Source organism: Actinomyces sp. 432 (genome assembly GCF_009930875.1).
Lineage (GTDB): Bacteria > Actinomycetota > Actinomycetes > Actinomycetales > Actinomycetaceae > Actinomyces.
Map to the genome: position 1 here is coordinate 1,274,795 of NZ_CP025249.1, position 25,879 is coordinate 1,300,673.

At 70.6% G+C, this 25,879-nt stretch carries 18 protein-coding genes and 4 tRNA genes; 14 read left to right on the forward strand and 8 right to left on the reverse strand.

Annotated elements, in window-relative coordinates:
- Positions 1–66: 66 nt before the first annotated feature.
- The 4 genes from coaE (at position 67) to CWT12_RS05260 (ending at position 6,728) form a co-directional block, all read left to right on the forward strand.
- Positions 67–654 carry a dephospho-CoA kinase gene (gene coaE / locus CWT12_RS05245; RefSeq protein WP_161925315.1) on the forward strand — a complete coding sequence of 196 codons (588 nt, stop codon included), beginning with the start codon at positions 67–69 and terminating at the stop codon, positions 652–654.
- Positions 655–712: 58 nt separating this feature from the next.
- Positions 713–2,809 (forward strand): excinuclease ABC subunit UvrB, encoded by a 2,097-nt coding sequence (gene uvrB / locus CWT12_RS05250; RefSeq protein WP_161923974.1) that lies wholly within the window; start codon positions 713–715, stop codon positions 2,807–2,809.
- A gap of 311 nt (positions 2,810–3,120) precedes the next feature.
- Positions 3,121–4,179, forward strand: a complete 1,059-nt coding sequence (locus tag CWT12_RS05255) for a TerC/Alx family metal homeostasis membrane protein (protein WP_161925316.1) — start codon at positions 3,121–3,123, stop codon at positions 4,177–4,179.
- A 113-nt stretch (positions 4,180–4,292) separates the two neighbouring features.
- Complete coding sequence (locus CWT12_RS05260) at positions 4,293–6,728, forward strand: HAD-IC family P-type ATPase (RefSeq protein WP_161923975.1); 2,436 nt, start codon at positions 4,293–4,295, stop codon at positions 6,726–6,728.
- Between the two features lie 72 nt (positions 6,729–6,800).
- Here the strand turns inward: CWT12_RS05260 and CWT12_RS05265 are convergent, their stop codons facing one another.
- Positions 6,801–7,085: a YciI family protein gene (locus CWT12_RS05265; protein WP_161923976.1), complete on the reverse strand. Its 285-nt coding sequence runs from the start codon at positions 7,083–7,085 to the stop codon at positions 6,801–6,803.
- A gap of 402 nt (positions 7,086–7,487) precedes the next feature.
- Between CWT12_RS05265 and uvrA the strand changes: the two genes are divergently transcribed.
- Positions 7,488–10,340, forward strand: a complete 2,853-nt coding sequence (gene uvrA, locus CWT12_RS05270; RefSeq protein ID WP_161923977.1) for an excinuclease ABC subunit UvrA — start codon at positions 7,488–7,490, stop codon at positions 10,338–10,340.
- 35 nt (positions 10,341–10,375) lie between these two features.
- Here uvrA and pdxR read toward each other — a convergent pair whose 3' ends face one another.
- Positions 10,376–11,743: a MocR-like pyridoxine biosynthesis transcription factor PdxR gene (pdxR, locus tag CWT12_RS05275; protein ID WP_237564328.1), complete on the reverse strand. Its 1,368-nt coding sequence runs from the start codon at positions 11,741–11,743 to the stop codon at positions 10,376–10,378.
- Positions 11,744–11,876: 133 nt separating this feature from the next.
- Here pdxR and pdxS point away from each other — a divergent pair, with 133 nt between their 5' ends.
- Both pdxS and pdxT read left to right on the forward strand, forming a co-directional pair.
- Positions 11,877–12,809, forward strand: a complete 933-nt coding sequence (gene pdxS / locus CWT12_RS05280; RefSeq protein ID WP_161923979.1) for a pyridoxal 5'-phosphate synthase lyase subunit PdxS — start codon at positions 11,877–11,879, stop codon at positions 12,807–12,809.
- The gene (gene pdxT, locus CWT12_RS05285; RefSeq protein WP_161923980.1) at positions 12,806–13,369 is read left to right on the forward strand and encodes a pyridoxal 5'-phosphate synthase glutaminase subunit PdxT; all 564 of its coding nucleotides are present in this window, start codon (positions 12,806–12,808) and stop codon (positions 13,367–13,369) included. The genes pdxS and pdxT overlap by 4 nt, the downstream gene beginning before the upstream one ends.
- Here the strand turns inward: pdxT and CWT12_RS05290 are convergent.
- From CWT12_RS05290 to CWT12_RS05300, 3 genes are all read right to left on the reverse strand, one after another.
- Complete coding sequence (locus CWT12_RS05290; RefSeq protein ID WP_161923981.1) at positions 13,329–15,755, reverse strand: DUF2339 domain-containing protein; 2,427 nt, start codon at positions 15,753–15,755, stop codon at positions 13,329–13,331. The genes pdxT and CWT12_RS05290 overlap by 41 nt on opposite strands.
- 125 nt (positions 15,756–15,880) lie before the next feature.
- On the reverse strand, positions 15,881–16,456 hold the full coding sequence (locus CWT12_RS05295; protein WP_161923982.1) for a hypothetical protein: 576 nt from the start codon (positions 16,454–16,456) through the stop codon (positions 15,881–15,883).
- Positions 16,438–18,231: a hypothetical protein gene (locus CWT12_RS05300; RefSeq protein ID WP_161923983.1), complete on the reverse strand. Its 1,794-nt coding sequence runs from the start codon at positions 18,229–18,231 to the stop codon at positions 16,438–16,440. Before CWT12_RS05300 ends, CWT12_RS05295 begins: the two co-directional genes overlap by 19 nt.
- Positions 18,232–18,310: 79 nt before the next feature.
- Here CWT12_RS05300 and CWT12_RS05305 point away from each other — a divergent pair, with 79 nt between their 5' ends.
- Entirely contained in the window at positions 18,311–19,690 is a 1,380-nt protein-coding gene (locus CWT12_RS05305) for a UTP--glucose-1-phosphate uridylyltransferase (RefSeq protein ID WP_161923984.1), read from the forward strand.
- 414 nt (positions 19,691–20,104) lie between these two features.
- Here CWT12_RS05305 and CWT12_RS05310 read toward each other — a convergent pair.
- Positions 20,105–20,177, reverse strand: a tRNA-Val gene (locus CWT12_RS05310).
- A gap of 154 nt (positions 20,178–20,331) precedes the next feature.
- Here CWT12_RS05310 and CWT12_RS05315 point away from each other — a divergent pair.
- The 3 genes from CWT12_RS05315 to CWT12_RS05325 all read left to right on the forward strand — a co-directional run bounded on the left by CWT12_RS05315 (position 20,332) and on the right by CWT12_RS05325 (position 20,582).
- Positions 20,332–20,404 (forward strand) — tRNA-Gly (locus CWT12_RS05315).
- Positions 20,405–20,435: 31 nt separating this feature from the next.
- Positions 20,436–20,506, forward strand: a tRNA-Cys gene (locus CWT12_RS05320).
- 1 nt (position 20,507) lies between these two features.
- A tRNA-Val gene (locus CWT12_RS05325) sits at positions 20,508–20,582 on the forward strand.
- Between the two features lie 20 nt (positions 20,583–20,602).
- On the opposite strand, the gene CWT12_RS05330 is transcribed toward CWT12_RS05325, so the two are convergent.
- Positions 20,603–21,475, reverse strand: coding sequence for a Cof-type HAD-IIB family hydrolase (locus tag CWT12_RS05330; protein WP_161923985.1), 873 nt, complete (start codon positions 21,473–21,475; stop codon positions 20,603–20,605).
- 1 nt (position 21,476) lies between these two features.
- A complete protein-coding gene (locus tag CWT12_RS05335) occupies positions 21,477–22,391 on the reverse strand; it encodes a Cof-type HAD-IIB family hydrolase (RefSeq protein WP_237564329.1) in 915 nt (304 codons plus the stop codon).
- Between the two features lie 376 nt (positions 22,392–22,767).
- Here CWT12_RS05335 and CWT12_RS14675 point away from each other — a divergent pair, with 376 nt between their 5' ends.
- From CWT12_RS14675 to CWT12_RS05345, 3 genes are read left to right on the forward strand one after another with little or no spacing between them, the layout of a single operon-like run.
- On the forward strand, positions 22,768–23,409 hold the full coding sequence (locus CWT12_RS14675; protein ID WP_442862549.1) for a GIY-YIG nuclease family protein: 642 nt from the start codon (positions 22,768–22,770) through the stop codon (positions 23,407–23,409).
- Positions 23,316–24,995 (forward strand): excinuclease ABC subunit UvrC, encoded by a 1,680-nt coding sequence (gene uvrC, locus CWT12_RS05340; protein WP_442862550.1) that lies wholly within the window; start codon positions 23,316–23,318, stop codon positions 24,993–24,995. The genes CWT12_RS14675 and uvrC overlap by 94 nt, the downstream gene beginning before the upstream one ends.
- Positions 24,996–25,008: 13 nt before the next feature.
- Positions 25,009–25,878 carry a PRD domain-containing protein gene (locus CWT12_RS05345; RefSeq protein WP_161923986.1) on the forward strand — a complete coding sequence of 290 codons (870 nt, stop codon included), beginning with the start codon at positions 25,009–25,011 and terminating at the stop codon, positions 25,876–25,878.
- Position 25,879 lies beyond the last annotated feature (1 nt).

Sequence of the window (25,879 nt, forward strand, 5' to 3'; positions counted from 1 at the left end):
ACTGCCGCGTTCCCCGTACCACCACACCAGTCGCGCCGCTCCCGACCCGCCGGGCGCGCCCTGTACGTGGGGCTGACCGGCGGCATCGGCGCAGGCAAGTCCGAGGTCGCTCGCCTGTTGTCGGCACACGGCGCCCGGGTTGTGTCCGCTGACGCGATTTCCCGGGAAGTGGTCGAGCCCGGCACCGAGGGGCTAGCCGCCGTCGTGGCCGAATTCGGGCAGCAGCTGCTGACTGCGGACGGCGCCTTGGACCGGCGCGCGCTCGGCCGGCTCGTTTTTGCGGATCCGCTGCGCCGCGCTCGCCTGGAGGAGATCATCCTGCCGCTCGTGGCCGCCGAGGCCTGGTCACGCCTGGCGGCCGTGCCGGCCGGCCAGGTTGCCGTCTATGACGTGCCCCTGCTGGTGGAGGGCCAGATGGAGGGCATGTTCGACGTCGTCGTCGTGGTGGAGACGGAGCTGGAGACCAGGTTGGAGCGCCTTGGGCGCCGTGGCCTGGAGCGGGAGCAGGCCCTGGCACGCATTGCCGCCCAGGCCACCGATGCCGAGCGGCGCGCCGTCGCCGACGTCGTGGTGCCCAACTCCGGTTCCCTGGAGGAACTCGCCGCAGCCGTCAAGGAGCTGTGGGACAACCGGCTTGCGCCCGCAGCTGACTAGTGGTCCGCAGTGGCCCGTGCCCTCACCGCCCTAACGGGCTCCGCGTAGCCTTGGGGCCATGCGTCCCGTCACCGACCTGCGCCGCGCCGAGAAGTCCTTCGAGGTCATCAGCCCCTACACGCCCTCCGGCGACCAGCCCACCGCCATCGCCGAGCTGGCCGAACGGTTGAACGCCGGCGAGAAGGACATCGTGCTGCTGGGGGCCACCGGCACCGGCAAGTCGGCCACCACTGCCTGGCTGGTGGAGCAGGTGCAGCGCCCCACCCTCATCCTGGAGCCCAACAAGACCCTGGCCGCCCAGATGGCCGCCGAGTTCCGGGAGCTGCTGCCGAACAACGCAGTGGAGTACTTCGTCTCCTACTACGACTACTACCAGCCGGAGGCCTACGTCCCCCAGACGGACACCTTCATCGAGAAGGACTCCTCCATCAACGACGAGGTTGAGCGGCTGCGCCACTCCGCCACCAACTCCCTGCTCACCCGCCGGGATGTGGTGGTGGTCTCCTCCGTGTCCTGCATCTACGGCCTGGGCACGCCCCAGGAGTACGTGGACCGCATGACGCCGCTGCGGGTGGGGGAGCAGATCGACCGCGACGAGCTGCTGCGGCGCTTCGTCACCATGCAGTACACGCGCAACGACATCGACTTCACCCGCGGCACCTTCCGCGTGCGCGGGGACACGGTGGAGATCATCCCCATGTACGAGGAGCTGGCCATCCGGGTGGAGTTCTTCGGCGACGAGATCGACGCCCTGGCCACCCTCCACCCGGTCACCGGGGAAGTCATCGACCGGGTGGAGGAGGTGTTCGTGTTCCCCGCCTCCCACTACGTGGCCGGGCCCGAGCGCATGGAGCGCGCCATCGCCGGCATAGAGGAGGAGCTGGCCGAGCGCCTGGCGGTGCTGGAGCGCGACAGCAAGCTGCTGGAGGCGCAGCGGCTGCGCATGCGCACCACCTACGACTTGGAGATGCTCCGCCAGATCGGCACCTGCTCCGGCGTGGAGAACTACTCGATGCACATCGACGGCCGCTCCCCGGGCACGCCCCCCAACACGCTGCTGGACTACTTCCCGGAGGACTTCCTGCTGGTGATCGACGAGTCCCACGTGACCGTCCCGCAGATCGGCGCCATGCACGAGGGCGATGCCTCCCGCAAGCGCACCCTGGTGGACCACGGCTTCCGGCTGCCCTCCGCCCTGGACAACCGGCCCCTGACCTTCTCCGAGTTCGAGGACCGGGTGGGGCAGGCCGTCTACCTGTCCGCCACCCCCGGCCCGTATGAGCTCCAGCGCGCCGACGGCGTGGTGGAGCAGATCATCCGCCCCACCGGGCTGGTGGACCCCAAGATCGTGGTCAAGCCCACCGAGGGGCAGATCGACGACCTGCTGGAGGAGGTGCGTCGCCGCGTCGACAAGCACGAGCGCGTCCTGGTCACCACGCTGACCAAGCGCATGGCTGAGGACCTGACCACCTACCTCGCCGACCGGGGGGTGCGCGTGGAGTACCTGCACTCCGACGTCGACACGCTGCGCCGCGTGGAGATCCTCCGCTCGCTGCGGCTGGGGGAGTTCGACGTACTGGTAGGCATCAACCTGCTGCGCGAGGGCCTGGACCTGCCGGAGGTGTCGCTGGTGGCGATTCTCGACGCCGACAAGGAGGGCTTCCTGCGCTCGTCCACCTCGCTGATCCAGACGATCGGGCGGGCCGCCCGCAACGTCTCCGGCGAGGTGCACATGTACGCCGACCAGGTCACCCCCGCCATGACCGAGGCCATTGAGGAGACCGAACGGCGCCGCGCCAAGCAGCTCGCCTACAACGCCGAGCACGGCATCGACCCGCAGCCGCTGCGCAAGAAGATCGCGGACGTGACCGACATGCTCGCCCGCGAGGACGTGGACACCGCCGAGCTGCTGGCCGGCGGCTACCGGGGGCACGAGGAGAAGCAGGTCGTCTCCCGCCGCAAGCAGGCCGCCGAGGCCACCGTGCGCGAGAAGCTCGCCGGTGCGGCCCAGTCCGACCTGGCCGGGCTGATCCAGGAGCTGACCGAGCAGATGCACGCCGCCGCCGAGGACCTGCACTTCGAGCTGGCCGCCCGGCTGCGCGACGAGATCCAGGACCTGAAGAAGGAGCTGCGGGACATGCGGGCCACCGCCTGAGGCGGCTGCGCGGCCACCCTGCCCGGCCGCCCCGAGGCGGAACGCGGCGCCGTCGACGTCGGCAAGCACACACCGTTTCAGGGCGTGCGGGGCTGGCGGGCCGGGCACCCCACGGCGATAGACTCGGGGCACAAGCCCATACGGAGGGGAGTACTCCCAGCAACGGCGACGTCGTCATCACGGCAGGCCGGACCGGCACCGCACCGCGGCAGCCCCGGCTCCCGGCGTCGCAGGCCAGAGGACAGGCGCAACCCATGCGCCCCTGGCGGGAGGAGACCTCCGGTACTAGCGCCGTACCGGAGGTACATGTAGTGGATGTCCACGCCCTCGGCTGGCTCGCCCTCGCCGCCATCATCATCACCATGATCACGATCGACATCGTCGGTCACGTGCGCACCCCGCACGAGCCCTCTCTCAAGGAGGCGGCCCAGTGGTCGATCGGCTATATCGCCATGGCAGTCGTGTTCGGCGGCATCGTGTGGGCGATCTGGGGCAGCACCTACGGGCAGGAGTACTTCGCCGGCTACATCACCGAGAAGGCGCTGAGCATCGACAACCTCTTCGTGTTCGTCATCATGATTGCCGCCTTCCGGGTACCCCGGAAGTACCAGCAGGAGGTGCTGCTGGCCGGCATCATCATCTCCCTGTTCCTGCGGCTGGCATTCATCCTGGCGGGCGCGGCGCTGATTGAGAACTTCTCCTGGATCTTCTACCTGTTCGGCGCCTGGCTGCTATGGACCGCCTTGTCCCAGGCCCGGGAGGGCGTGGAGGAGCCCGACGCACACGAGGAAGAGGAGTACCGGCCCACCGGCTTCGTGCGCATGGTGGCCAAGGTCGTGCCTATGACCGACGGTTTCGTCGGCGGCAAGCTCATCCACCGGCACGCTGGCCGCACCATGATCACGCCCATGCTGCTGTGCGTGATCGCCATCGGCACTGCAGACGTCATGTTCGCCGTCGACTCGATCCCGGCGATCTACTCCCTGACCAGTGAGCCCTACCTGGTATTCGCCGCGAACGCCTTCTCCCTGCTGGGCCTGCGCCAGCTGTACTTCCTGATCGACGGGCTGCTGGACCGGTTGATCTTCCTGCACTACGGGCTGGCCGCCATCCTGGCCTTCATCGGCTTCAAGCTGGTCAACCACGCCCTGCACACCAATGAGGTGCCCTTCATCAACGGCGGTGAGCCCTGGGAGGTCGTGCCCGAGCCTGACATCGGATTCTCGCTCGGCTTCATCGTGGTGGTCATCCTGATCACCGTGGGTGCCTCCGTGCTCGTCTCCCGCCGCCGGGCCGCGCGGGAAGTAGCGGCAGGTACCGGCGGCACGGGCGCGTCCGAGCGCGCAGTAAAGGCCCGGTCTGGCGCCTGAGCCGCGGACACGCGGAAAGCCTCTCAGGAAGTTCCGCGCCAGGCAGGACATGCTGACCCCGTGAGCACCACCCCCACCACGACCGCGCCCCCGAGGTTCCGGATACGACCGGGTTGACAAGCCAGGAGGTCGCCCAGCGCGTAGCGGCCGGGCGGACCAACGCCTACCGGGACACCACCTCGCGCTCGGCCACCGCGATCCTGCGCGCCAACGTCTTCACGGTGTTCAACGCCATCCTGGGCACCGCACTGGTGCTGATCCTGCTGTTCGGCTCCTGGAAGGACGCCCTGTTCGGCTTCGTGCTGCTGCTGAACACGGCCACCGGCACCATTGCGGAGGTGCGTGCCAAGCGGGCCCTGGACCGGCTGTCCGTCCTGGACGCGCCCCGTGCGCATGTGCTGCGTGACGGGGTTGAGCAGGACGTGGAGGTGGCCGCGGTGGTGCTCGACGACGTGCTGCGGCTGCGCAGCGGCGAGCAGGTGCCTGCGGACGCGGTGGTGCTGAGCAGCGACAACCTGGAGGTGGACGAGTCCATTCTGACCGGCGAGTCGGACCCGGTGCGCCCCGACGCCGGCGACCGGGTCATGTCCGGCACCACCGTCACCGCCGGCACTGCCCTGGTGCGCACCACGGCGGTCGGCGCCGACGCCTACGCCCACCGGCTGGCCCGGGAGGCCCGCCGCTACTCGGTGGTCACCTCCGAACTGCAGGAGGGCACCAACCTGGTGCTGCGCTGGATCTCCTGGGTGATCGTGCCGGTCGCCCTGCTGCTGTTCTGGTCGCAGCTGCGGCAGAACGGCGGCGTGGCTCACGCACTCACCTCCGGGCAGTGGCAGGCGGCACTGGTCGCCGGGATCGCGGGTGTGGTCGGCATGGTACCGCAGGGGCTGGTGCTGCTCACCTCGGTCAACTTCGCCACCGCATCCCTGGCGCTGGCCCGCCGCAACGTGCTGGTGCAGGAGCTGCCCGCCGTCGAGGTGCTGGCCCGTGTGGACACCCTGTGCCTGGACAAGACCGGCACCATCACTACCGGAGCAATCCGCCTGGAGGAGGTCACCGCCCCCGACGGCGGCGCCCCGGGCCGGGAGGTGCTGGAGGCGCTGGCGGCCCTCAGCGACGGCGAAGACCCCAATGCGACCGCCGTCGCCATCGCCCGCGGCCTGGCCGAGGAGCGGTACCTGGGGAAGCGGGCCGTCGCGGCCGGGGCCCGAGCGGTGGAGGCGGCCGTGCCCTTCTCCTCACGCCGCAAGTGGTCGGCGCTCCGCTACGACGCCACCACCTGGGTGCTCGGCGCCCCCGAGATCGTGCTCGCCACCGCATCCGGCGCTGAGGCCGTGGTGGCCCGGGCGCGCGAGCGCGCCGCCGACGGCGCCCGGGTGGTGGCACTGGCGCGTGCGAGCGAGCCCTGCGGTGAGGGCACCGAGGACCATTTGCTGCCCGGTGGCCTGGAGGCGGCGGCGCTGGTGGTGCTGGCCGAGGAGATCCGCCCCGACGCCGCCCAGACCCTGGACTACTTCCGCGGGCAGGGCGTTGAGGTCAAGTTGATCTCCGGGGACAGCCCGGACACGGTTGCCGCCGTGGCCCGCCGGGCGGGCGTGACCGGGCCGGACGGCGGGGAGCCGGTCGCCGTCGACGCCCGCACTCTGCCGCAGGAGGCAGACCCGGACGGACCGGAGGCCGAGCGGCTGGCCGACGCCCTGGAGGGCGCGAGCGTGCTGGGGCGAGTCACCCCCGAGCAGAAGCGCGCCTTCGTGCAGGCACTCAAGTCCCGGGGCCGGGTGGTGGCCATGACCGGCGACGGCGTCAACGACGCCCTCGCCCTGAAGGACGCCGACCTGGGCATCGCCATGGGCAACGGGGCGCCCGCCACCAAGGCGGTGGCCCGACTGGTGCTGCTGAAGGGGGAGTTCTCCGCCCTGCCGGGTGTGGTGGCGCAGGGTCGGCGCGTCATGGCCAACACCGAGCGCATCGCCTCCCTGTTCCTGGCCAAGACCGTCTACGCCTCGCTGATCGCCGTGGTGGTCTCCCTGACCGCCATCGCCTACCCGTTCCTGCCGCGGCAGCTGACCATCGTGTCGTCCCTGACCATCGGCATCCCCGCCTTCATACTCGCCCTGGCCCCCAACTCCCGCCGCTACCGGGAGGGCTTCCTGGGGCGGGTGCTGACCCTGGCGGTTCCGGCCGGGCTGGTGGCCGGCAGCGCCACCCTGGCGGCCCGCACCTGGCTGGTCGCATCCGGGGCGGCGGACGCGCAGGTGACTACCGGCGCCACCCTGGTGCTGGTGTGCGCCGGACTGTGGCTGTTGACGCTGACGGCCCGGCCGCTGCTGGGCTGGCGGCTTGGACTGGTGGTGGCGATGGCCGGGATCGCGGTGCTGGGCGTGTTCGTGCCCGCCGTGCGCGACTTCTTCCTGCTGGCCTGGCCCGCGGCGGGCACCTGGTGGGTCGTACTGATCGTCTCCGCCGCCGCGGTGGCGGGCATTGAGGCGGTATACCTGCTGCGCCCGCGCCTGGTCGCATACTTGCATGGCCGCGGCCTGGTGAACTGAACCTGCTTAGCCGCGGCGGGCGTGGGCGACGGCTCGGGCCGTAAGGCAGGAAGGCCGGGAGATGAGAGACCGTCAGGCCAGGACGCCGATCACCGGGTTCCACTCGTGGGGGATGCGCTCGGCGATGAAGCCCGCCTGGTTGAAGGGGTCCTCCTCCAGCAGGGCCAGGGCGCCGGCGGCGTCGTCGGCGCGCACCACGATGAGCGCGTCGTGCGTGCCCACGTAGGGGCCGGCGGCGAGCAGCCGGTCCCGCTCGGCCAGCGCGGCGTTGAAGGCGCGGTGGGTGGGGCGGAGGGCGGCCATGGCCTCGTCCTGGTCGGTGACGTAGTGGTACTCGACGGCGAAGATCTTGCTCATGCCGCCAGCCTAAGCCACCGGGCCGCGGCCGTGGCGGGTGATCCGGTTCCTGTCCGTGCCCGTGGGGGAGACCTGTCGCGGCCGGTCCTCGCAGTTCACGACCTTGGGGTACGTTTCACGACCACCCCGGGGTCGTAAAACGTACCCCAAGGTCGTAAAACGTCTTCCCCGCCGCCCAGGAAGGGGCGGGAGTAGCGGCTCTGGAGCCTTGGCGGTGGTGCCGGGCGCGGGACCGGTGAGACGTGTACGGGCGGCCAGCGGCGCCAGCGGGCCGTCGAGGCCGCGCCGGAGGGGACTATGAGGGTGGCGGCGCCGGCGCCTGGCAGAAGCGGGTCCAGCGCTTCGCCTCACACAGTCGAACGGGTGTACGAAGGCGGGTCCTTGGCCCTACACTCTGACCCCGTGAACGACTCCCTCATCATCCGTGGCGCCCGCGAGCACAACCTGCAGGGCATCGGCATCGACCTCCCGCGGGACAAGATGATCGTCTTCACCGGCCTGTCCGGCTCGGGCAAGTCCTCCCTCGCCTTCGACACGATCTTCGCCGAGGGGCAGCGCCGCTATGTGGAGTCGCTGTCCTCCTACGCCCGCCAGTTCCTCGGCCAGATGGACAAGCCCGACGTCGACTTCATCGAGGGCCTATCCCCGGCAGTGTCCATCGACCAGAAGTCCACCTCTCGCAACCCCCGCTCCACGGTGGGCACCGTCACCGAGGTCTACGACTACCTGCGCCTGCTGTACGCGCGCGCCGGCGTCCAGCACTGCCCCGTCTGCGACGCCGTCATCTCCTCCCAGACCCCCCAGCAGATCGTCGACCACATCCGCGAGATGGAGGACGGCACCCGCTTCCAGGTGCTCGCCCCCGTGATCCGCGGCCGCAAGGGCGAGTACACCGAGTTGTTCACCGAGCTGCAGGGCCGCGGCTTCTCCCGCGTGCGCGTCGACGGCGCCACCCACCGCCTGGGGGAGGTGCCCGCCCTGAACAAGAAGCTCAAGCACAACATCGAGGTGGTCGTCGACCGGTTGGTGGTACGCGAGGGCATCCGCCAGCGGCTGACCGACTCGGTGGAGACCGCCCTGGGGCTGGCCGACGGCCTGGTCATCATCGACCTGGTGGACCTGCCCGGGGACGACCCCGGCCGCGAGCACCGCTACTCCGAGAAGCGCGCCTGCCCCAACGAGCACCCGCTCCAGCTGGACGAGATGGAGCCGCGGACCTTCTCCTTCAACGCCCCCTACGGCGCCTGCCCGGCCTGCACCGGCATCGGCAGCCGACTGGAGGTCGACCCGGAGCTCGTCGTCCCCGACGAGGAACTCACCCTGGCCGAGGGCGCCGTCGCCCCCTGGGCCAGCCACCAGAAGTACTTCACCCGGCAGCTCAAGGCACTGGGCGAGGAGCTGTCCTTCGACGTCGACACCCCCTGGCGGGCCCTGCCCGAGCGTGCCAAAGACGCGATCCTGCGCGGCAAGGACTTCGAGATCAAGGTCCGCTACCGCAACCGCTGGGGCCGGGAGCGCATCTACTCCACCGGCTTCGAGGGCGCCCTCAACTACGTCATGCGCAAGCACGACGAGACCGAGTCCGAATGGTCCAAGGACCGCTACGAGGGGTACATGCGGGAGATCCCCTGCCCCGTCTGCAATGGCACTCGGCTCAAGCCGGAGGTGCTGGCGGTGCGCGTGGGCGACAAGTCCATCGCCCAGCTGTGCGACCTGTCCATCAGCGAGTGCCGCGACTTCCTGGCCGGGCTGGAGCTGACCGGCCAGGCCGCCCAGATCGCCGGCAGCGTCCTGAACGAGATCGCCGCCCGCCTGGGCTTCCTCGTCGACGTCGGCCTGGACTACCTGAGCCTGTCCCGCGGCGCCGCCACCCTCTCCGGCGGCGAGGCGCAGCGCATCCGCCTGGCCACCCAGATCGGCTCCGGGCTGGTCGGCGTGCTGTACGTGCTGGACGAGCCCAGCATCGGCCTGCACCAGCGCGACAACACCCGGCTGATCGACACCCTGGAGCGCCTGCGGGACCTGGGCAACACCCTGATCGTCGTCGAGCACGACGAGGAGACCATCCGCTCGGCGGACTACGTGGTGGACATCGGCCCCGGGGCGGGGGAGCGGGGCGGCCAGGTCGTCTACGCCGGCGAGGTCGCCGGCCTGCTTCAGGCCCCCGGCTCCGTCACCGGCGACTACCTGGCGGGCCGCCGCGCCATCGAGGTGCCCGCCAGTCGCCGCAAGCCCGTCAAGGGGAAGGCGGTCACCGTCGTCGGCGCCCGCGAGAACAACCTCAAGGACGTCACCGTCACCTTCCCGCTGGGCGTGTTCACCGCCGTCACCGGCGTGTCCGGCTCCGGGAAGTCCTCCCTGGTCAACTCGATCCTGTACCAGGTGCTCGCCAACCGCCTCAACCACGCCCGCGGCGTGCCCGGACGCCACAAGACCGTGCGTGGCCTGGACAACCTGGACAAGGTCGTGCACGTGGACCAGTCGCCCATTGGCCGCACGCCGCGCTCCAACCCCGCCACCTACACGGGTGTGTGGGACCACATCCGCAAAATCTTCGCGTCCGTGCCCGAGTCGAAGGTGCGCGGTTACGGCCCCGGCCGCTTCTCCTTCAACGTCAAGGGCGGGCGCTGCGAGGCCTGCAAGGGCGACGGCACCCTCAAGATCGAGATGAACTTCCTGCCGGACGTGTACGTGCCCTGCGAGGTGTGCGGCGGTGCCCGTTACAACCGGGAGACCCTGGAGATCCGCTACAAGGACGCCACGGTCGCCGACGTCCTGGACATGACTATCAGCCAGGCGGCCGACTTCTTCGCCGCCACCCCCATCATTGCCCGCCACCTGAACACCCTGGTGGAGGTCGGCCTCGGCTACGTGCGCCTGGGGCAGGCCGCCACCACGCTGTCCGGCGGCGAGGCCCAGCGCGTCAAGCTCGCCACCGAGCTGCAGCGCCGCTCCACCGGCCGCACCATCTATGTGCTGGACGAGCCCACCACCGGCCTGCACTTCGAGGACATCCGCAAGCTGTTGGGCGTGTTGCAGGGGCTGGTGGACAAGGGCAACTCCGTGGTGGTGATCGAGCACAACCTGGATGTCATCGCCAACGCCGACTGGATCATCGACATGGGCCCGGAGGGCGGCAAGGACGGCGGCACCGTGGTTGCCACCGGCACCCCCGAGCAGGTCGCCGAGGTCGAGGGCTCCTGGACCGGCCACTACCTCAAGGAGGTCTTGGAGCAGCGGCGGGCGGCGAGCTGACCGGCTCCGACGCCCCGGGCTACGGGCCGGCTCCGCTAGTCCCGGGCGGCGCGCCCCGACCGGGGGCGAAGACCGAAGGGAGTGAGCACCTCCCGCAGCCGCACCAGCAGCTCCCGCAGGTGCTCGGGCGTGCGCGCGCCCAGTCCGAGCACTACGCCCGGGCCGGCCGATGCCCTCGGGGAGACCCAGTACGCCGAGATCCCGGAGACCCCCAGGCCCGCGCGGTGACACGCGTCCACGGCACCCGCCTCATCCGCGTGCGGCGCCAGCAGGACGACGGCGTGAAGCCCGCCCTCCATGGGCACGCCCTCCGGGAACACCTCCGTGAACAGCGCCCGCCGCTGCCGCTCGATCCGCCGCGCGCGGGCCACGTGGCGGCGCAGACCGTCCTGGGCCAGGAAGCGTGTCATCGCGTCCTGCACGATGCCGGACACGGGCACGCACAACGGGCGCATCCGCGCCACCGCCTCCTCCGGCGCCACCAGGTAGCCCAGGCCGACGGCGGGGCTGAGGGTCTTAGCGAACGAGCCGAGCATGATGACCTGTTCACCGGAATCCAGGGACAGCAGGGGCGCGGGCGCGCTGCGCAGCTCGGCGTCGTAGTCGTCCTCGACGATCATGGCTCCCGCCCGACGCGCGGCCGCCAGCAGGGACAGGCGCTGCCCGGCGGGCATGCGCTCACCCCACGGGAACTGGTGGTTGGGCGTGACCAGCACCGCCTGCGTCCCGGCGGGAAGACTCGGGGAGGCGGAAGCGTCCCTGAAGGCGGTGGTGTCGATCGGGACCGTGCGCCAGCCCAGCGCCCTGGGAATGCCGGTCAGCGAGGGGTACCCCGGCTCCTCGACGGCCAGCACCCCCGCGCCCGAGGCGCCCCCGCGGCCACCGAGCACGCTCAGGGCCAGCCGCAAGCCGTCACGGGCCCCCGCGGTGACCAGGATGCGTGCCGGATCGACGTCGACCTGACGGGTACGCCGAATATGCGTGGCCAGGAGCTCGCGCAGCTCGGCGGAACCGGAGGCGGGGTGCGGACGCGGATCCGCGGTGGCGGCCCGCCAGACGGCGCGCCACAGCCCGGTGGTGAGCACCCCGGTGACGGGCGCCCCCGGCCGCAATTCGGAGGCTTGAGACGGCGCCGGCGTCCCGGAGGCGCGTGCACGCCGTTGCGGCACCGGCCGGGGCAGTTCCGGGTTGACGCGGGTGCCGCCGTGCGTGGCGGTGAGAAAGCCTTCCGCCACGAGCTGCTCATAGGCGGTCACGACGCTTCCACGCGAGATGCCGAGCTCGCGCGCCAGCGCCCGGGTCGCCGGGAGCGGATCCCCGGGCGCGAGCTCGCCGCGCGCGACGCGGCCGCGGATGTCCACCACCACCTGCTGGGGGAGCGGCTGCCTGCGGTCAATGAGCACCGGAACGCCTCCCAAAACTGTTGAACCGGCCGCATCGGCCGACCACGCGTCCGGGCCAGACTATCCGGTGGTCCAAAGAATTGCCTTCAGTGTGGTCCGGACAATGGCCCACCGCTGCCGTGAGCATGGCGCCATGAGCACATACGAAACTCCCACCGCCCCGGAATCCGCCGCTGCCGTACCCGCGGGCACCGGCTCGCCCCTGGTCAAGCGAGGCCTGGCCGATATGCTCAAGGGGGGCGTGATCATGGATGTGGTCACCCCGGAGCAGGCCCGCATCGCCGAGGAGGCCGGCGCCGTCGCCGTCATGGCGCTCGAACGCGTCCCCGCGGATATCCGTGCCCAGGGCGGCGTGGCCCGCATGTCCGACCCCGACCTGATCGCCGCCATCATCGATGCCGTCTCCATCCCGGTGATGGCCAAGGCCCGCATCGGCCACTTCGTCGAGGCGCAGGTCCTACAGCATCTGGGCGTCGACTACATCGACGAGTCCGAGGTCCTGTCGCCGGCGGACTACGCCCACCACATCGACAAGCAGCGCTTCACCGTGCCCTTCGTCTGCGGCGCCACCAACCTGGGTGAGGCCCTGCGCCGCATCGCCGAGGGCGCCGCCATGATCCGCTCCAAGGGGGAGGCCGGCACCGGCGACGTTTCCGAAGCGACGCGCCACATCCGCACCATCAAGGAGGAGATCGCCCGCCTGCGCGGCCTGCGCGAGGACGAGCTCTACGTCGCCGCCAAGGAGCTTGCCGCCCCCTACGACCTGGTGGCCGAGGTCGCCCGCACCGGGAACCTGCCGGTGGTGCTGTTCACCGCCGGCGGGATCGCCACCCCGGCCGACGCCGCCATGATGATGCAGCTCGGAGCCGACGGCGTATTCGTCGGTTCCGGCATCTTCAAGTCCGGTGACCCCGCCGCCCGCGCGGCCGCAATCGTCCGGGCAACCGCCGCCTACGACGACCCGGCCGTGATCGCCGAGGTGTCCCGGGGGCTGGGAGAGGCGATGGTCGGCATCAACGTGGCCGACCTGCCCGCGCCCCACCGGTTGGCGGAGCGCGGCTGGTGAGCGGCCGGCTGGTCGGCGTCCTGGCGCTCCAGGGAGGCGTCGCCGAGCACGCCCGCATGATCGAGTCGCTCGGTCACCGCCCCCGGCTGGTGCGCCGGGTCGGCGACCTGGAGGGCATTGAGGCGCTCGTGCTGCCCGGCGGGGAGTCGACGACGCTGCGTAGACTGCTGGCCGCCTTCGACCTGACCGAGGCCATCGAGGATGCCGCCCGCAGGGTGCCGACGCTCGGCACCTGTGCGGGCCTGATCCTCCTGGCGACGCTGGGGGTACTCGACGTCGACGTCGAGCGCAACGCCTTCGGCCCCCAGGTGGACTCCGCCACCACCCGGCTGCCATGGAAGGACGGGAGCGTCGTGGCCGCATTCATCCGCGCGCCACGCATCACCCGGGTGGGGCACGGCGTGCGCGTCTGCTCAACCTGGCGGGGCGTCGGCCGGAACGGATCCGGGCCGGCGATAGTCGGCGTCGAGCAGGGGGAGGGGGAGGAACGGGTCCTCGGCATCTCCTTTCATCCCGAGCTCACCGGGGATACGACGATCCACCGCGATCTGCTGGGGTGATGGCGCCGGCGGGACCGACTCCGATCGCGCCGCGCTCCGCCTGCTCCTGGGCGAAGTGGTTGTATGCGAGCGATAGCCCGAAGCAAACGACGCCGGCGACCATGAGCGCCAGGATCCGCGAGAGCGAGTTTTGTCCGGCTAGATCCACCACGGCCAGTTTGAACACCACCAGCAGCACCAGGGTGAGCCCGTAGTGGCGCAGCGTGGTGGCGTGCAGCCGGAATCCGATGACGGTGCAGGCGGCACCGGTTGCCAGCACCACACCGGTGATCAGCAAAGAGGTTGCCGACGCGCCGGTGAGGATCATCACCGACCACCACAGGGCGAGGCTCTGCGAGAGCGCGATGGTCAGCGTCACGGTGAGCGACACCGCGGAGTGCCGCAGCCAGGGCAGCAGCATCCGCCCACCGACCACCACGAGGGCGAGTGCCAGGGCAACCAACGGTGCCGCCAGCAGCAGGGAGCCCAGGGAGTCGGCGCGCACCAGCACGGCGACGGCCAGTGCCGTCAACAGCGCCTCGCCCAGCCACGCCAGAGGCGGCGCCGTGGGCACGACCGGGGTACGCAAGTCGGTAGCGCCCGCCAGTTGTCCCGCGCGCCGACCCGAGACGAGCAAGAGAGGACTGCACCGGGGCGTGAACAGGCCCATGCCCGCCAGCGCCAACGCCAGGGCACCCGCCAGTAGCGGTGCCGCGAACTGGCCCGCCCCGCCGAGGCCGACGGCGGGAACCAGCCGGTCCAGCAGCCTGGGGATGATCAGCACCAACTGGCCGGCTGTGATCCACATCCCCGCGGAGAGCCACGCGGGCCGGTTCGCGTGCTCCTCGGAACTCGGGGGCGGAGCCAGCAGTGCCTCCAGCGGAGCGGTCAGGAGCACGCCGATGAGTACGGCCAGAATGGCCAGCATCACGGTGCTGCGGTCGGGGGAGAACACTGCCAGCAGCGCGGCTGTGCTGAACAGCGGAAGCACCAGCACGGGGGCGCTGTAACCGGCACGCACCACGGGTACGGCGGCCAGCGCCACCGCCGCCACCGCAGGCGGTAGCAGTGCGATATTCAAAGCGAAAACGGCCGCCGCGATGCACAGCACCGTCCCCAGGTTCACCGGCGCGATGACGCGCAGCCACGGGGAGGCAGCCTGCTGTGGGAGCAGGGCGGCGGTGGCCAGGCAGACCAGGGCCAGGAAGACCACGGCCATGCCGTTGCGCGTGGATGACGCCACGCCGTCCGCGGAAGTGAGCATCAGCAACGCCAGCGCCTGGATGATGCCGGTGATCGCCCACTCGTATCCGGCGGCCTCCCGCGCTCCGGCTCCGGCCAGCAGACGCGCGGAGTGGTGCGTCTGCGCCAGGAGTACCGCGCAGGGCGCGGCGAGCAGCACGACGCCGGTGAGCGGTTGCGTCACCAGCAGCCGGGAGGGGCCGGTCAGCAGCACGGTGCCGGTGACCACCATGGAGGTGGTCGGCAGCCAGGGCGCCAGGCGCATGCGGGGTGTAAAACGCGGCAGTATCGCCGCCACCACGGCCAGGGCGACGGTGTAGATATCGATCAAGGTCCAGGCCAGGACCGCCTGTTCCGGGTGTGTTGTCACCTGCCAGGTGGTGAAGCCGACGGTCACCAGCGCCCCCAGCATGGAGATGACGGCGGTGAAGAACTGTGCCGTGGCACAGGACACCAGCAGCAGCATGAAGGCCCAGGCCACCATCAGTCCCAGGGCGGCGACCGGGCTCAGCCCGGCGATCAGGGCGGCACCGATGACGGCGACGAAGCCGAGCGCACCGCCCGTGCCCGTGAGGGTGGCGGCCGCCACCTGCAGTCGCTCTCGCGTCTGGTTGACGATCGTGCCCGCGGCGACCAGGGAGACAGCTACGACACCCAGCGTCCCCACCTTCACGATGTCGGGAATCTGGTCCCAGACCAGGGCTATGAGGCTCACGGCGGCGGACATGATCAGGAACGCTGCCGCCCCGGACAGGACGTATCTGCCGATGTTCCCCTCGGTGCGCCTCTCTCGTATGGGCCGCACTGCGAATGGGGCGTCGTCGGCAGCGCTTGTGGAGCCGCTGGGGGCCACTGCCGCCGGGGCGTTCTGCAATGGGGTGGCGGGCGCCTTCAGAACGGGCTTGGACGGCGGGTATGTGGCCAGGGCCGGGGTCCGGGGCGGTTGCACCGCAGGAGCCGCGGCCGGTGAGGAGAACGATGCCCGCGTAGTCATCGGCCGGGCAGGTGGGGAGGCGACCGGCGCGGGGCGCGCCTGCGGACGCGCCGCAGAGTCGAGGGGGTGCCCATCACGGGAGATCCTATTGGCCACCCAGTCGAGCTTGCGTTCGAGGGTTGTCAGGCGCCCGATGATCTCTTCGAGCTGCTCACTGCTGGCCGTATCCATGCCTCAAGGATCCGGCCCTGGCGGGCCGAAGTCACGCCGTCGCGACGGGGAGTACTCCCCTCGGCCCGGATTGTGACCCAGCCGGATATGGCTGGCGCGTCGGGCACGTCAGCCATGCAGGTCCATCAGGTGTAGGGAGGCACCCGATGATCGTCGGTTGGCGCCGGGTTCGTCTCGGCGGCATACCGGGCCTGTTCGTGCGCGAACCGGTTGTATGCCAAAGACAGGCAGAAGCACGCCAGCCCGGCCACCAGCAGCGCCAGTACCTGGGTGATCGAGCTCCCGTCCGCCAGATCCAGCAGCGCCAGCTTCATCACCACCGCCATCACCAGGGTCAGGCCGTAGTGGCGCAGGGCCGTGGCCTGGACCCGGAACCCGGCCACGATGCACACGGTCCCGGTTGCCAGCACCATGGCGGTAACCAGCATGGAGGTCGGTGAGGCTCCAGACTGGACCATGACGGCCCACCACAGCGTCGCGCTCTGCGAGACCGCGACGGCCACGCCCACTGGCGACTGGTGCAGCCAGGGCAGCAGCAGACGGGCCCCGGCAGCTGCAAGGGCCGGGCCCAGGATCACGAGGGGACAGGCAACCAGTGCTCCGGCGGTGGAGCGGAACGCGTCTGCCGCGGTGAGCGTTGCTACCGCCTGCACCGACAGAATGCCGAAGCCCACCCAGGCGATCATGGGTGTGCGGCGCACGGTTGGTGTACGCAGTCCAGTCGCCCCGTCCAGCACTCCCGCCCAGGCCCCGATACCAGGGTCAGTGGGGAACAACCACGGTTGAACAGGCCCAGGCCGGCCATGGCCAGGGCGCCCGCGCCCGCGAGCAGTGGCGCGGTAATGGTGTTCGGGCTCAGTGCTCGCACCAATTGCGGAACCACCAGTACCAGGTCCGCTCCAACCAGCCAGGCGCCCGCCGTCAGCGGATTGAAGCGCCCATGCTGAGTCGGCGCGGGGACAGCTGCGGGAGCCGACGGCGACGCCAGGCGGCTTTCCAGCCAGATACTCGAGCCGACGGCGGTGATGACCGCCGCAAGCGCAAGCCAAAGCTCCGGCGTCGGCTGTGGTCGCGCGCCGGCGGTGAGGCCCAGCGCGGCCAGACCGGTCATCGGCAGCATCGCCACGGGGGCGCTGTGTCCGGCGTGCACAGTCGGCAGGCACGCCAGTGCCAAGCAGACGACTGCTGGCAGCAGCAGTCTGACGTCGACGGCGAATGCGGCGACGCCCACGCCTAGGATCACCCACGGGTTCACGCCTATCACGTTCTGCGGCCAGGAGGAGTCCTCGGCGTCGTCGGGCCGCAGGGCTCCAGTGGATGCGGTCGCGGCCGTCAGGATGAGTGCCGCGGGGAGGGCGCGTGCGGCGGATGGTGCCGCAGGAGCCATTGTGAAGTGCAGTACCGCGAGCACCAGGACGGCACCGACCCCGCCCCACTCCCAGACGGTCCCGCCTCGCCCGGCGGAGCGGGACAGCAGCCGCCCGGAGTGATGCGCCTGAACGAGAAGCACAACGGCGGGCAGGCACGACAGGGCGACGCCGACGGGTGACCCATCGCGTAGCAGAGTGACTGGGCAGAGCAGGAGCGCCGCCGCCGTCACCGCCATCGAGGTGGTGGGAACCCACTCGACCAGGTGCATACGCGGCGTGTAATGCGGCAGCAACGCGCATACCACGCCCCAGGCGATCACGTATCCGTTGACCAGGGTCCACAGCAGGAGTGCCCGGCCGGGGTGGTTGCTCGCCTGCGTACATGCGAAGGCGACGGTAACCAGCGCGCCCAGCGTGGAGACCACGGCGGTGAAGAACTGCTGCGTCGTCCACGACACCAGCAGCAGTACGAAGCCCCAGGCGGCCATGAGCACCAGGGCGATGACGGGCGCCAAGTCCACAATCAGGACAGCTCCGATGATGGTCACGAAACCCAGCGCCCCACCGGTACCAGTGACGGTGGCCGCCGCTACCTGCTGGCGCGGCCGGTTCTCTGAAAGAGAGGTCCCGGCGGAGACCATGCCGAGGGCGAGCAGGCCTAGAGCCGCCACCTTCCAGGCACCGGGAATCTGGTCCCAGACCAGCGCAATGAGGCTGGTCGCGGCCAGCAGCACCAGCAGTGCCGCCGCACCGGATAACAGGTAGGCGCCGACATTTCCCTCCCGGTGGGTGGCGGTGCCGCCGGGCGTCGGCACCGGGACCTGCGGCGCGGGCGGTGCAGTCGGACGCGCCAGACTCGGGAGCGGACTCGGGAGCGGACTCGGTAGGGGCTGCCGAACCCGTGCCGGGGCGGGAGTGCGCACGAAGGGGTCGTCATCCGGATAAGGCTTCAGGGGCACGCCTGGAGGGGTCGGGATGGGGTCGGGGGAGGCTGCGGATGCGGCCGCCAGCCGGTCGACCCGGACCTCCAGTCCGTCGATTTTGCGTTCCAGGGTGGCCAGGCGGGTGAGCAACTCGTCGAGTCGCGCACTGTCGTAGTGCTCCATGAGCCAAGGATCCGACAAGGGCGTGGTGTTGTCACGGTTTTGATAAAAGTCGTGCCTCGCGGTGGGATAGCCTTTGCCCATGAGCACTACCGGATTGGCCGCCGCCCAGGCAAAGATGCGCGACGCCGGCGTCGCGGAGCAGGCCATCGACGTTTTCAGCCACTACTACCGTGCGCTTGAGGAGGGCGCCACCGGGCTCGTCCCCGAGGACACCATTGAGCCACTCACGCAGATCGACTCCATCGACGACGTCCAGGTCGATGAGGCGGCCGCCCGCGAGGCGCTCAGCAAGACCGTTCTTATCAAGCTCAACGGTGGGCTCGGCACCTCCATGGGCATGGACCGGGCCAAGTCGCTGCTGCCCGTGCGCGACGGCAAGAGCTTCCTGGACCTGCTGGTAGACCAGGTGATGGCCGCCCGCGCCCGCTACGGCGTGACCCTCCCGCTGATCTTCATGGACTCCTTCCGCACCCGCGCGGACACGCTGGCGGCCCTGGCCGCCCACCCGGGCATCGAGGTGGAGGGCATCCCACTGGACTTCCTGCAGAACCGGGAGCCCAAATTGCGCGCCGATGACCTGACGCCGGTGCAGTGGGAGGCGGATCCGAGCCTGGAGTGGTGCCCGCCCGGGCACGGCGACATCTACACCGCCCTGGTGGCCTCCGGTGTGCTGGACGCCCTCCTGGAGCGCGGCTACAAGTACGCGATGACCTCCAACTCCGACAACCTGGGGGCTGCCCCGAGCGCCCGTATCGCCGGCTGGTTCGCCGCCTCCGGCGCCCCCTACGCGCCGGAGATGTGCCGCCGAACCCCGGCCGACGTCAAGGGCGGGCACCTGGCGGTGCGCAAGGCGGACGGCCGCATCATCCTGCGCGACACCGCCCAGACCCCGCCCGAGGAGATGCACTACTTCACCGACCAGTACCGTCACCCCTTCTTCCACACCAACAACCTCTGGTTCGACCTGGAGGTGCTGCGGGATACGCTCGTTGAACGGCACGGCATCCTGGGACTGCCGCTGATCCGCAACGACAAGACGGTGGACCCGGCGGACCCCGACTCCACGCCGGTCATCCAGCTGGAGACCGCCATGGGTGCAGCCGTGGAGGCCTTCGACGGCGCCACCGCCGTGGAGGTGCCGCGTAGCCGCTTCCTGCCGGTCAAGACCACCAACGACCTGCTGCTGCTGCGCTCAGACGTGTACGAGGTGGACGCCGACGGGCTGCTGCGGCAGGTGCCCGAGCAGGCCTGCGTGGTGGACCTCGATCCGCGCTACTACAAGCGGATCGCCGACTTCGAGGCCCGCTTCCCGCACGGGGTCCCCTCCATCCGCGACGCGAGCAGCCTGACGGTGCGGGGCGACTGGACCTTCGGGGCCGACGTCGTCGCCACCGGGGATGCGGCCGTGACCGAGGCGGGGGCGCCCGGGGTGGTGCAGGACGGCACGCGTCTGGACTGAGCCGTCCCGACGGCGGCCTGGGGCCGGTGCCCGGGAATGCCCGGGCGCCGGGCCGGGCTTCCACGCGCTCCCATCGCAAAGACCCGTGTTCCACGACCTTGGTGTGTGTTGCACGACCACCCCGGGGTCGTGGAGTGCGCACCGGGGTCGTGCAGTGTCGTCCAGGGTCGTGCGAAGCCTCCCCGGCCCCGGCGCCGGACGCCGCCACCCACAAAGGCCGGGCCGAGTGAACCGGCCGGCAGAGGCCACAACGCCGGTCTAAAGCACCACGTTTGCGCCTATAACCCCCTATCACCGGCAACCCTCGGCTGAGCCGTTCGCCGGGGAGTACACCGCGAGCTGCTCGCAGAGGGAAGTGAACGGAATGAACAATTGAGGCCCCGGACCAGACGGTCCGGGGCCTTGCGCAGCCGGTGGGCGATACTGGAATCGAACCAGTGACCTCCTCGGTGTGAACGAGGCGCTCTAACCCCTGAGCCAATCGCCCGGTGCGGTGGAGAGATTAGCCTTAATGGGCCCTCTCCGGCAAACGCGGCGCCGGTGAGGTGGATCACCGCCTGTGCATTTGCGTGCAGGCCCCTGCCGGGTGTTATGGTTCAGCCGCGCTCGGGGGAACGCAAGCACCCCGAAGTGCCGAGCATGCGGATGTGGCTCAGTTGGTAGAGCATCACCTTGCCAAGGTGAGGGTCGCGGGTTCGAGTCCCGTCATCCGCTCCGAGGCGCCGGGTACCCCCAGCCTCTTAATGGTGGGTTGGCCGAGAGGTTAGGCACCGGCCTGCAAAGCCGTTTACACCGGTTCGAATCCGGTACCCACCTCGGGCGATTGGCGCAGCGGTAGCGCGCTTCCCTGACACGGAAGAGGTCACTGGTTCGATCCCAGTATCGCCCACCACCGTTTGCTTCTCCCGCCAGTCAGTCGGCCGGGAACCAGGCGTCCAAGACCTGTAGCACGCCGTCCTCGTCATTGGCGGGCGCAGTGAAGCGGGCGCCCCGCCGGGCGGCCGGCGAAGCGTTCTCCATGGCGATGCCGTAGCCGACGCCGGTGAGCATCTCCGCGTCATTGCCGGAGTCCCCGAAGGCGGCGGCCTGGCCACGTGTGAGCCCCCAGTGGTCCAGCAGCACGTCCAGACCGGAGGCCTTGTGCCTCCCGGGCACGATCAGGTCCACGCTGTCATGCCCCGACACCACCGGCACCATGGCTCCTTCCAGCGCCGCGGACAACCGGTCCAGGAAGACCTGCGTGAAGCCGCGCTTGTCAACTAGCGCGATCTTGGATACCCGGTGGCCGTTGATGTCGGCGGTGTGCGCGACGTACTGGTACTGCGGGTGGTAGAAGGTCAGCAGCTCCCGCATCTCCGGCGTCTCCGACTCGCGCAGGTAGGCGCCGTCCGGGCCGGAGGCGATAAAGGTGAGCCCGGCGGCGTCGTCGAGCACTGCCAGCACCCGGGCCAGCGCATCCATGGGCACGTGCGTCTCCAGCAGCCGGGCGCCGTCAGCCAGCACAATCGCCCCGTTGTCGGACACCACGCCGTCGGGGGCCAAGCCGTCCGCGGCCGGGAAGAAGCCGAGCAGCTGCGCCTCCTGATTTCCGGAGGCAACCACGAAGCGCACCCCGGCCTCCCGCATGCGGCTGCGTAGCGGTGCGAAGCGGTCCCGGTCGTAGGTGGACCCGGTGCGCAGGAAAGTGCCATCCATATCCACCGCCACCACGCGCAGCGCCGACGGCCGGCGCGCCGGGGGAGCGGGCGGCCTCGCGGCGCCATCCGTTTCCGGTGCTTGGCTCATCTCAGGGCTCCTCAATCAGGCCGAGGCGGGTGAAGGCCCTGGCCAGGCCGTCGTCCTCGACGTCGTCGGTCACCAGGTCAGCGGCCGCCTTCACCCCCGGCGCGGCATTACCCATGGCCACACCGACCCCGCAGTGCCGCAGCATGCCCACATCCACCGCGCCGTCCCCAAAGGCCACGGCGTCGCCGGGAGACGCCCCCAGATGACGCAGCAGCACATCTATGGCGTCCACCTTGTTGGCCGCGGGCAGGGCGAGGTCCCCGAACAGGGCCGCGTGCCCACGGCCGCCCCAGGTACCGACTAGCAGCCCGGGGAAGGCTTGGCGTGCGGCCTCGATATCCTGCGGGCCGGACAGCACGAAGCTGATCTTGTTGACGTCCTCGCGCACCAGCTGCTCGGTGAGTACTAGATCCGGCAGTGCGTCCGCCACCTCCAGCGACGCGGCGTCATCGTGCCCCTTGCCGGCGGCATAGGCACGAATCGCATCGCGAGCGGCATCGGGGAACGACTCCGGCGCGTACAGGCCCGAGTTCGACTCCAGGTAGAAGGTCAGCCCGCGTGCCCGCAGCCACGCCACGATCCGGGCGCAGTCGTCACGAGACAGGTGGCGGTGCAGTAGCACCTCGCCGTCATCCTCCACGTAGGCACCGTTTCCGCCGATCATGCCGTCCAAGCCGATGCTCCAGATGCGTTCGGGCACTTCCGCTCGGGAACGCCCGGTGGTCACGTAGACGCGGTGCCCGGCGGCGCGGGCCCGGCGGACCGCGCGGACGGCCGAGTCGGGCAGCATGTTCGTGTAGGTCACCAGGGTGCCGTCCACATCCAACAGGATGATGCGGGGCCGGGCCGGTGCCGTGGCCGACGCGAGTGCGTGCCCCTCCGGCAGTTTCGGCGGTGTGGGCGGAGAACTGAACACGGGTGACTCCTCGACGGTGTCGGCCCCTGGCCGGGCAGGCGCATGCGGCGAGCCGAGACAATAGTCACAGCATAGGTGGTGGTCCGGTGCCCGGCCAGGACCACGTCGGCCGGACGCCGCTCCGCCGAGGTCGGTAGACGTTACCGCCGAGGTCGGTAGCAATAACCGCCGAGATCGGTAGATATGGCGAATGGGCTCCCGTCGGCCTGCCCGGGCACGCACCATCCGCAGGCCGTCCGGGCGCGCCGTCAATCGTCAGGCCACGTGCGGCACCGCGTGGGGAGGCGCTGAAGGCCCGGGAACCGGCCGCCGGGCCACCGCCGCGATGCTGCTGGTGATCTTCGCGGGTGGGAAAGCGATCGCATAATCTCCTGCCATGGCCGACCCGTCGACATACCGACCCGCTCCCGGCGACATCCCGACCTCGCCCGGCGTATACCGGTTCCTGGACGCCGAGGGACGCGTCATCTACGTCGGCAAGGCCAAGAACCTGCGCCAGCGGCTGAGCAACTACTTCCAGGACCTGACCGCGCTGCACCCGCGCACGCAGAAGATGGTCACTACCGCGTGCGCGGTGGAGTGGACGGTGGTGTCCACCGAGGTTGAGTCCCTGGCCCTGGAGTACTCCTGGATCAAGGAGTTCAACCCGCGCTTCAACGTCAAGTACAAGGACGACAAGTCCTACCCGTACCTGGCGGTCACGATGCAGGAGACCTTCCCCCGCGCCCAGATCGTCCGCGGTGCCCGCCGCCCCGGTGTGCGCTACTTCGGTCCCTTCGTGCAGGTGTGGTCCATCCGCGAGACCCTCGACCAGCTGCTGCGGGTCTTCCCCATCCGCTCCTGCTCGGCCGGCGTGTTCAAGCGTGCCCACGCCTCCGGCCGCCCCTGCCTGCTGGGCTACATCGACAAGTGCTCCGCCCCTGCGTGGGCCGCATCAGCCCCGCCGGCCACCGGGCCCTGGCCGAGGACTTCTGCGCCTTCATGGCCGGGCGCACCGGCCCCTACCTGCGCGAGGTAGAGGCGCAGATGCGGGCCGCCGCCCAGGCGCTCGACTTCGAGAAGGCGGGCCGCCTGCGCGACGACGCCGAGGCGCTGCGCAAGGTCATCGAGCAGAACGCGGTGGTGCTGCCGGAGGCCACCGACGTGGACGTGTTCGCGCTGGCCCGGGACGAGCTCACCGCAGCCGTGCAGGTCTTCCACGTGCGCGGCGGGCGGGTACGCGGTCAGCGCGGCTGGGTGATCGACCTGGTTGAGGACGCCAGCGACGCCGAACTCATTGAGCGGCTCCTCCAGCAGGTCTACTCCGACCTGCTGGACCCGGCCGACGCCGCCGCCCCCGCGGGCACCGCCGTCGGGGCTCCCGTCCGCTCCGGGCCGACCACCTCCCTCGGCGTGGGCGGTCGCGCACCGGCCGCACCGCTGGAGCGCACCGCGCCCGAGAACGGCGCCCGCACCGGGGGCCGCGAGCGCGGAGCCACCAGTGTCGACGACGTCACCCACACCGCTACGACGGCCGTCCCCCGGGAGATCCTGGTGCCGGCCCTGCCTCCCGACGCCGAGGCCGTGCGCGACTGGCTGGCCGGCCTGCGCGGTGCCCGGGTGGAGCTGCGCGTGCCCCTGCGCGGGGACAAGGCCGCGCTTATGGGCAACGTGCGCAAGAACGCCGAGGAGGCCCTGCGCCAGCACAAGACTCGCCGTGCCGGTGACCTCACGCAGCGTTCCCAGGCGCTGGAGGAGCTGGCCGAGGCGCTGGATCTGCCGGAGGTCCCCCTGCGCGTGGAGTGCTACGACATCTCCCACACGCAGGGCACCTACCAGGTCGGCTCCATGGTCGTCTTCGAGGACGGCGCCCCGAAGAAGTCCGACTACCGGCGCTTCGTCATCCGTGGCCAGGACGGCTCCGGAACCGCTGACGACACCGCCGCCATGCACGAGGTGCTCACCCGCCGATTCAAGCGGCTGCTGGCCGAGCAGAACAGCCCCGGCCCGGTGTCCGGCTCCGTGCCCGCCGACGTCGGCGGCCAGTACGTGGAGGAGGCGGCCGGGGGCCCGGTCTCCGGCCCCGTGGACCCCGATACCGGGCGTCCGCGCCGCTTCTCCTACGCCCCCGGGCTCGTCGTCGTCGACGGCGGACTGCCGCAGGTCAATGCGGCCCGGGCCGTGCTCGACGAGCTGGGCGTCGACGTGCCGCTGGTCGGCCTGGCCAAGCGCCTGGAGGAGGTGTGGGTGCCGGGGGAGGAGTTCCCGATCGTGCTGCCGCGCACCTCGCCCGCCCTGTACCTGCTGCAGTACCTGCGCGACGAGTCCCACCGCTTCGCGATCACCCACCACCGCAAGAAGCGTTCGGCGGGCATGACCCGCTCCGTGCTCGACACCATCCCCGGGCTCGGCCCCGCCCGGCAGGCGGCCCTGCTGAAGGAGTTCGGCTCGGTCAAGCGCATCCGGGCCGCCTCACCCGAGCAGATCGCCGCCGTCAAGGGCATCGGCCCGGCCCTGGCCGCCACCGTTGCCCGCCGGCTCGCCGCCGGGGGCGGGGAATCGGAGTTACCGGGCGCTGGGACGAGCGCGGAGCCGACGCCCGCTGCGGCGGGGCGGGATCGGTGACACAATCCCACAGGTGGAGATCCTGCGGGTGTTCAACAACAACGTGATCCTGGCGCGCGACGAGCTGGGACGCGAAGCGGTGCTGACCGGCCGCGGCCTCGGCTTCCAGCGCAGACCGGGCCAGGATGTTGACGCGAGCCTGGTTGCGCGCCGGTATGTGCTGGCACAGAACGCCGAGAGTGTCGGGGAGGTGATGGCGGCGATTCCGCTGGAGCGCATCGCCCTGATTGAGCGCACCTTCCGTGCCGCCGCCCGGGACCTGGGCACCGCCGTGCCCTCCTCCACGATTGTGGCGGTGGTGGACCACGTCAACCAGGCCATGGAGCGCGTGCAGGCGGGCACCGTCATGGACTACCCGCTGCGCGCCGAGGCGGCGCACCTGCACCCGGAGGAGCTGCGGCTGGCCGAGCGCATGGTGGCCGAGCTCAACCGCGCCCAGGAGGTGCAGCTGCCCGACGGCGAGGCCGTCGCCCTGGCCCTGCACCTGTTCGCCGCCGCCGTGGGTGCTCCGTCCACACGGGAGGCGGCGCGTCAGTCGCGGCTGATCGGACAGGTGATGGACATCCTCAAGGCCGCCTATGGCGATGACTTCCGCCCTGACTCCATCGATGCCGCCCGCTTCGCCGTGCACCTGCGCTACTTCTTGGTGCGCGCCCGCACCGGGGAGCAACTGGCAGACGGCACGGGCACGGTCATCGCCGAGTCCCTGCGCCGCCGTCATCCCCGGGCCTACCAGGTGGCGGTGCGGGTGAAGGAGCTATTAGAGGTGCGGTTGGGAATTGCGGTGCGGGAGGATGAGACTGCGTATCTGACGATCCACGTCGCCCGCCTGGAGAACGGTATTGACCGGTCGCGCCCGCATCCCGGAAACAACCGCATGTGAC

Excerpts from the sequence above, each read along its gene's own strand:
- CWT12_RS05330 (WP_161923985.1), bottom strand. The coding sequence starts at position 21,475 with ATGAGCCAAGCACCGGAAACGGATGGCGCCGCGAGGCCGCCCGCTCCC.
- CWT12_RS05300 (WP_161923983.1), bottom strand. The coding sequence starts at position 18,231 with ATGGAGCACTACGACAGTGCGCGACTCGACGAGTTGCTCACCCGCCTG.
- CWT12_RS14675 (WP_442862549.1), top strand. The coding sequence starts at position 22,768 with ATGGCCGACCCGTCGACATACCGACCCGCTCCCGGCGACATCCCGACC.
- CWT12_RS05290 (WP_161923981.1), bottom strand. The coding sequence starts at position 15,755 with ATGGATACGGCCAGCAGTGAGCAGCTCGAAGAGATCATCGGGCGCCTG.
- pdxS (WP_161923979.1), top strand. The coding sequence starts at position 11,877 with ATGAGCACATACGAAACTCCCACCGCCCCGGAATCCGCCGCTGCCGTA.
- uvrB (WP_161923974.1), top strand. The coding sequence starts at position 713 with ATGCGTCCCGTCACCGACCTGCGCCGCGCCGAGAAGTCCTTCGAGGTC.
- CWT12_RS05265 (WP_161923976.1), bottom strand. The coding sequence starts at position 7,085 with ATGAGCAAGATCTTCGCCGTCGAGTACCACTACGTCACCGACCAGGAC.
- CWT12_RS05305 (WP_161923984.1), top strand. The coding sequence starts at position 18,311 with ATGAGCACTACCGGATTGGCCGCCGCCCAGGCAAAGATGCGCGACGCC.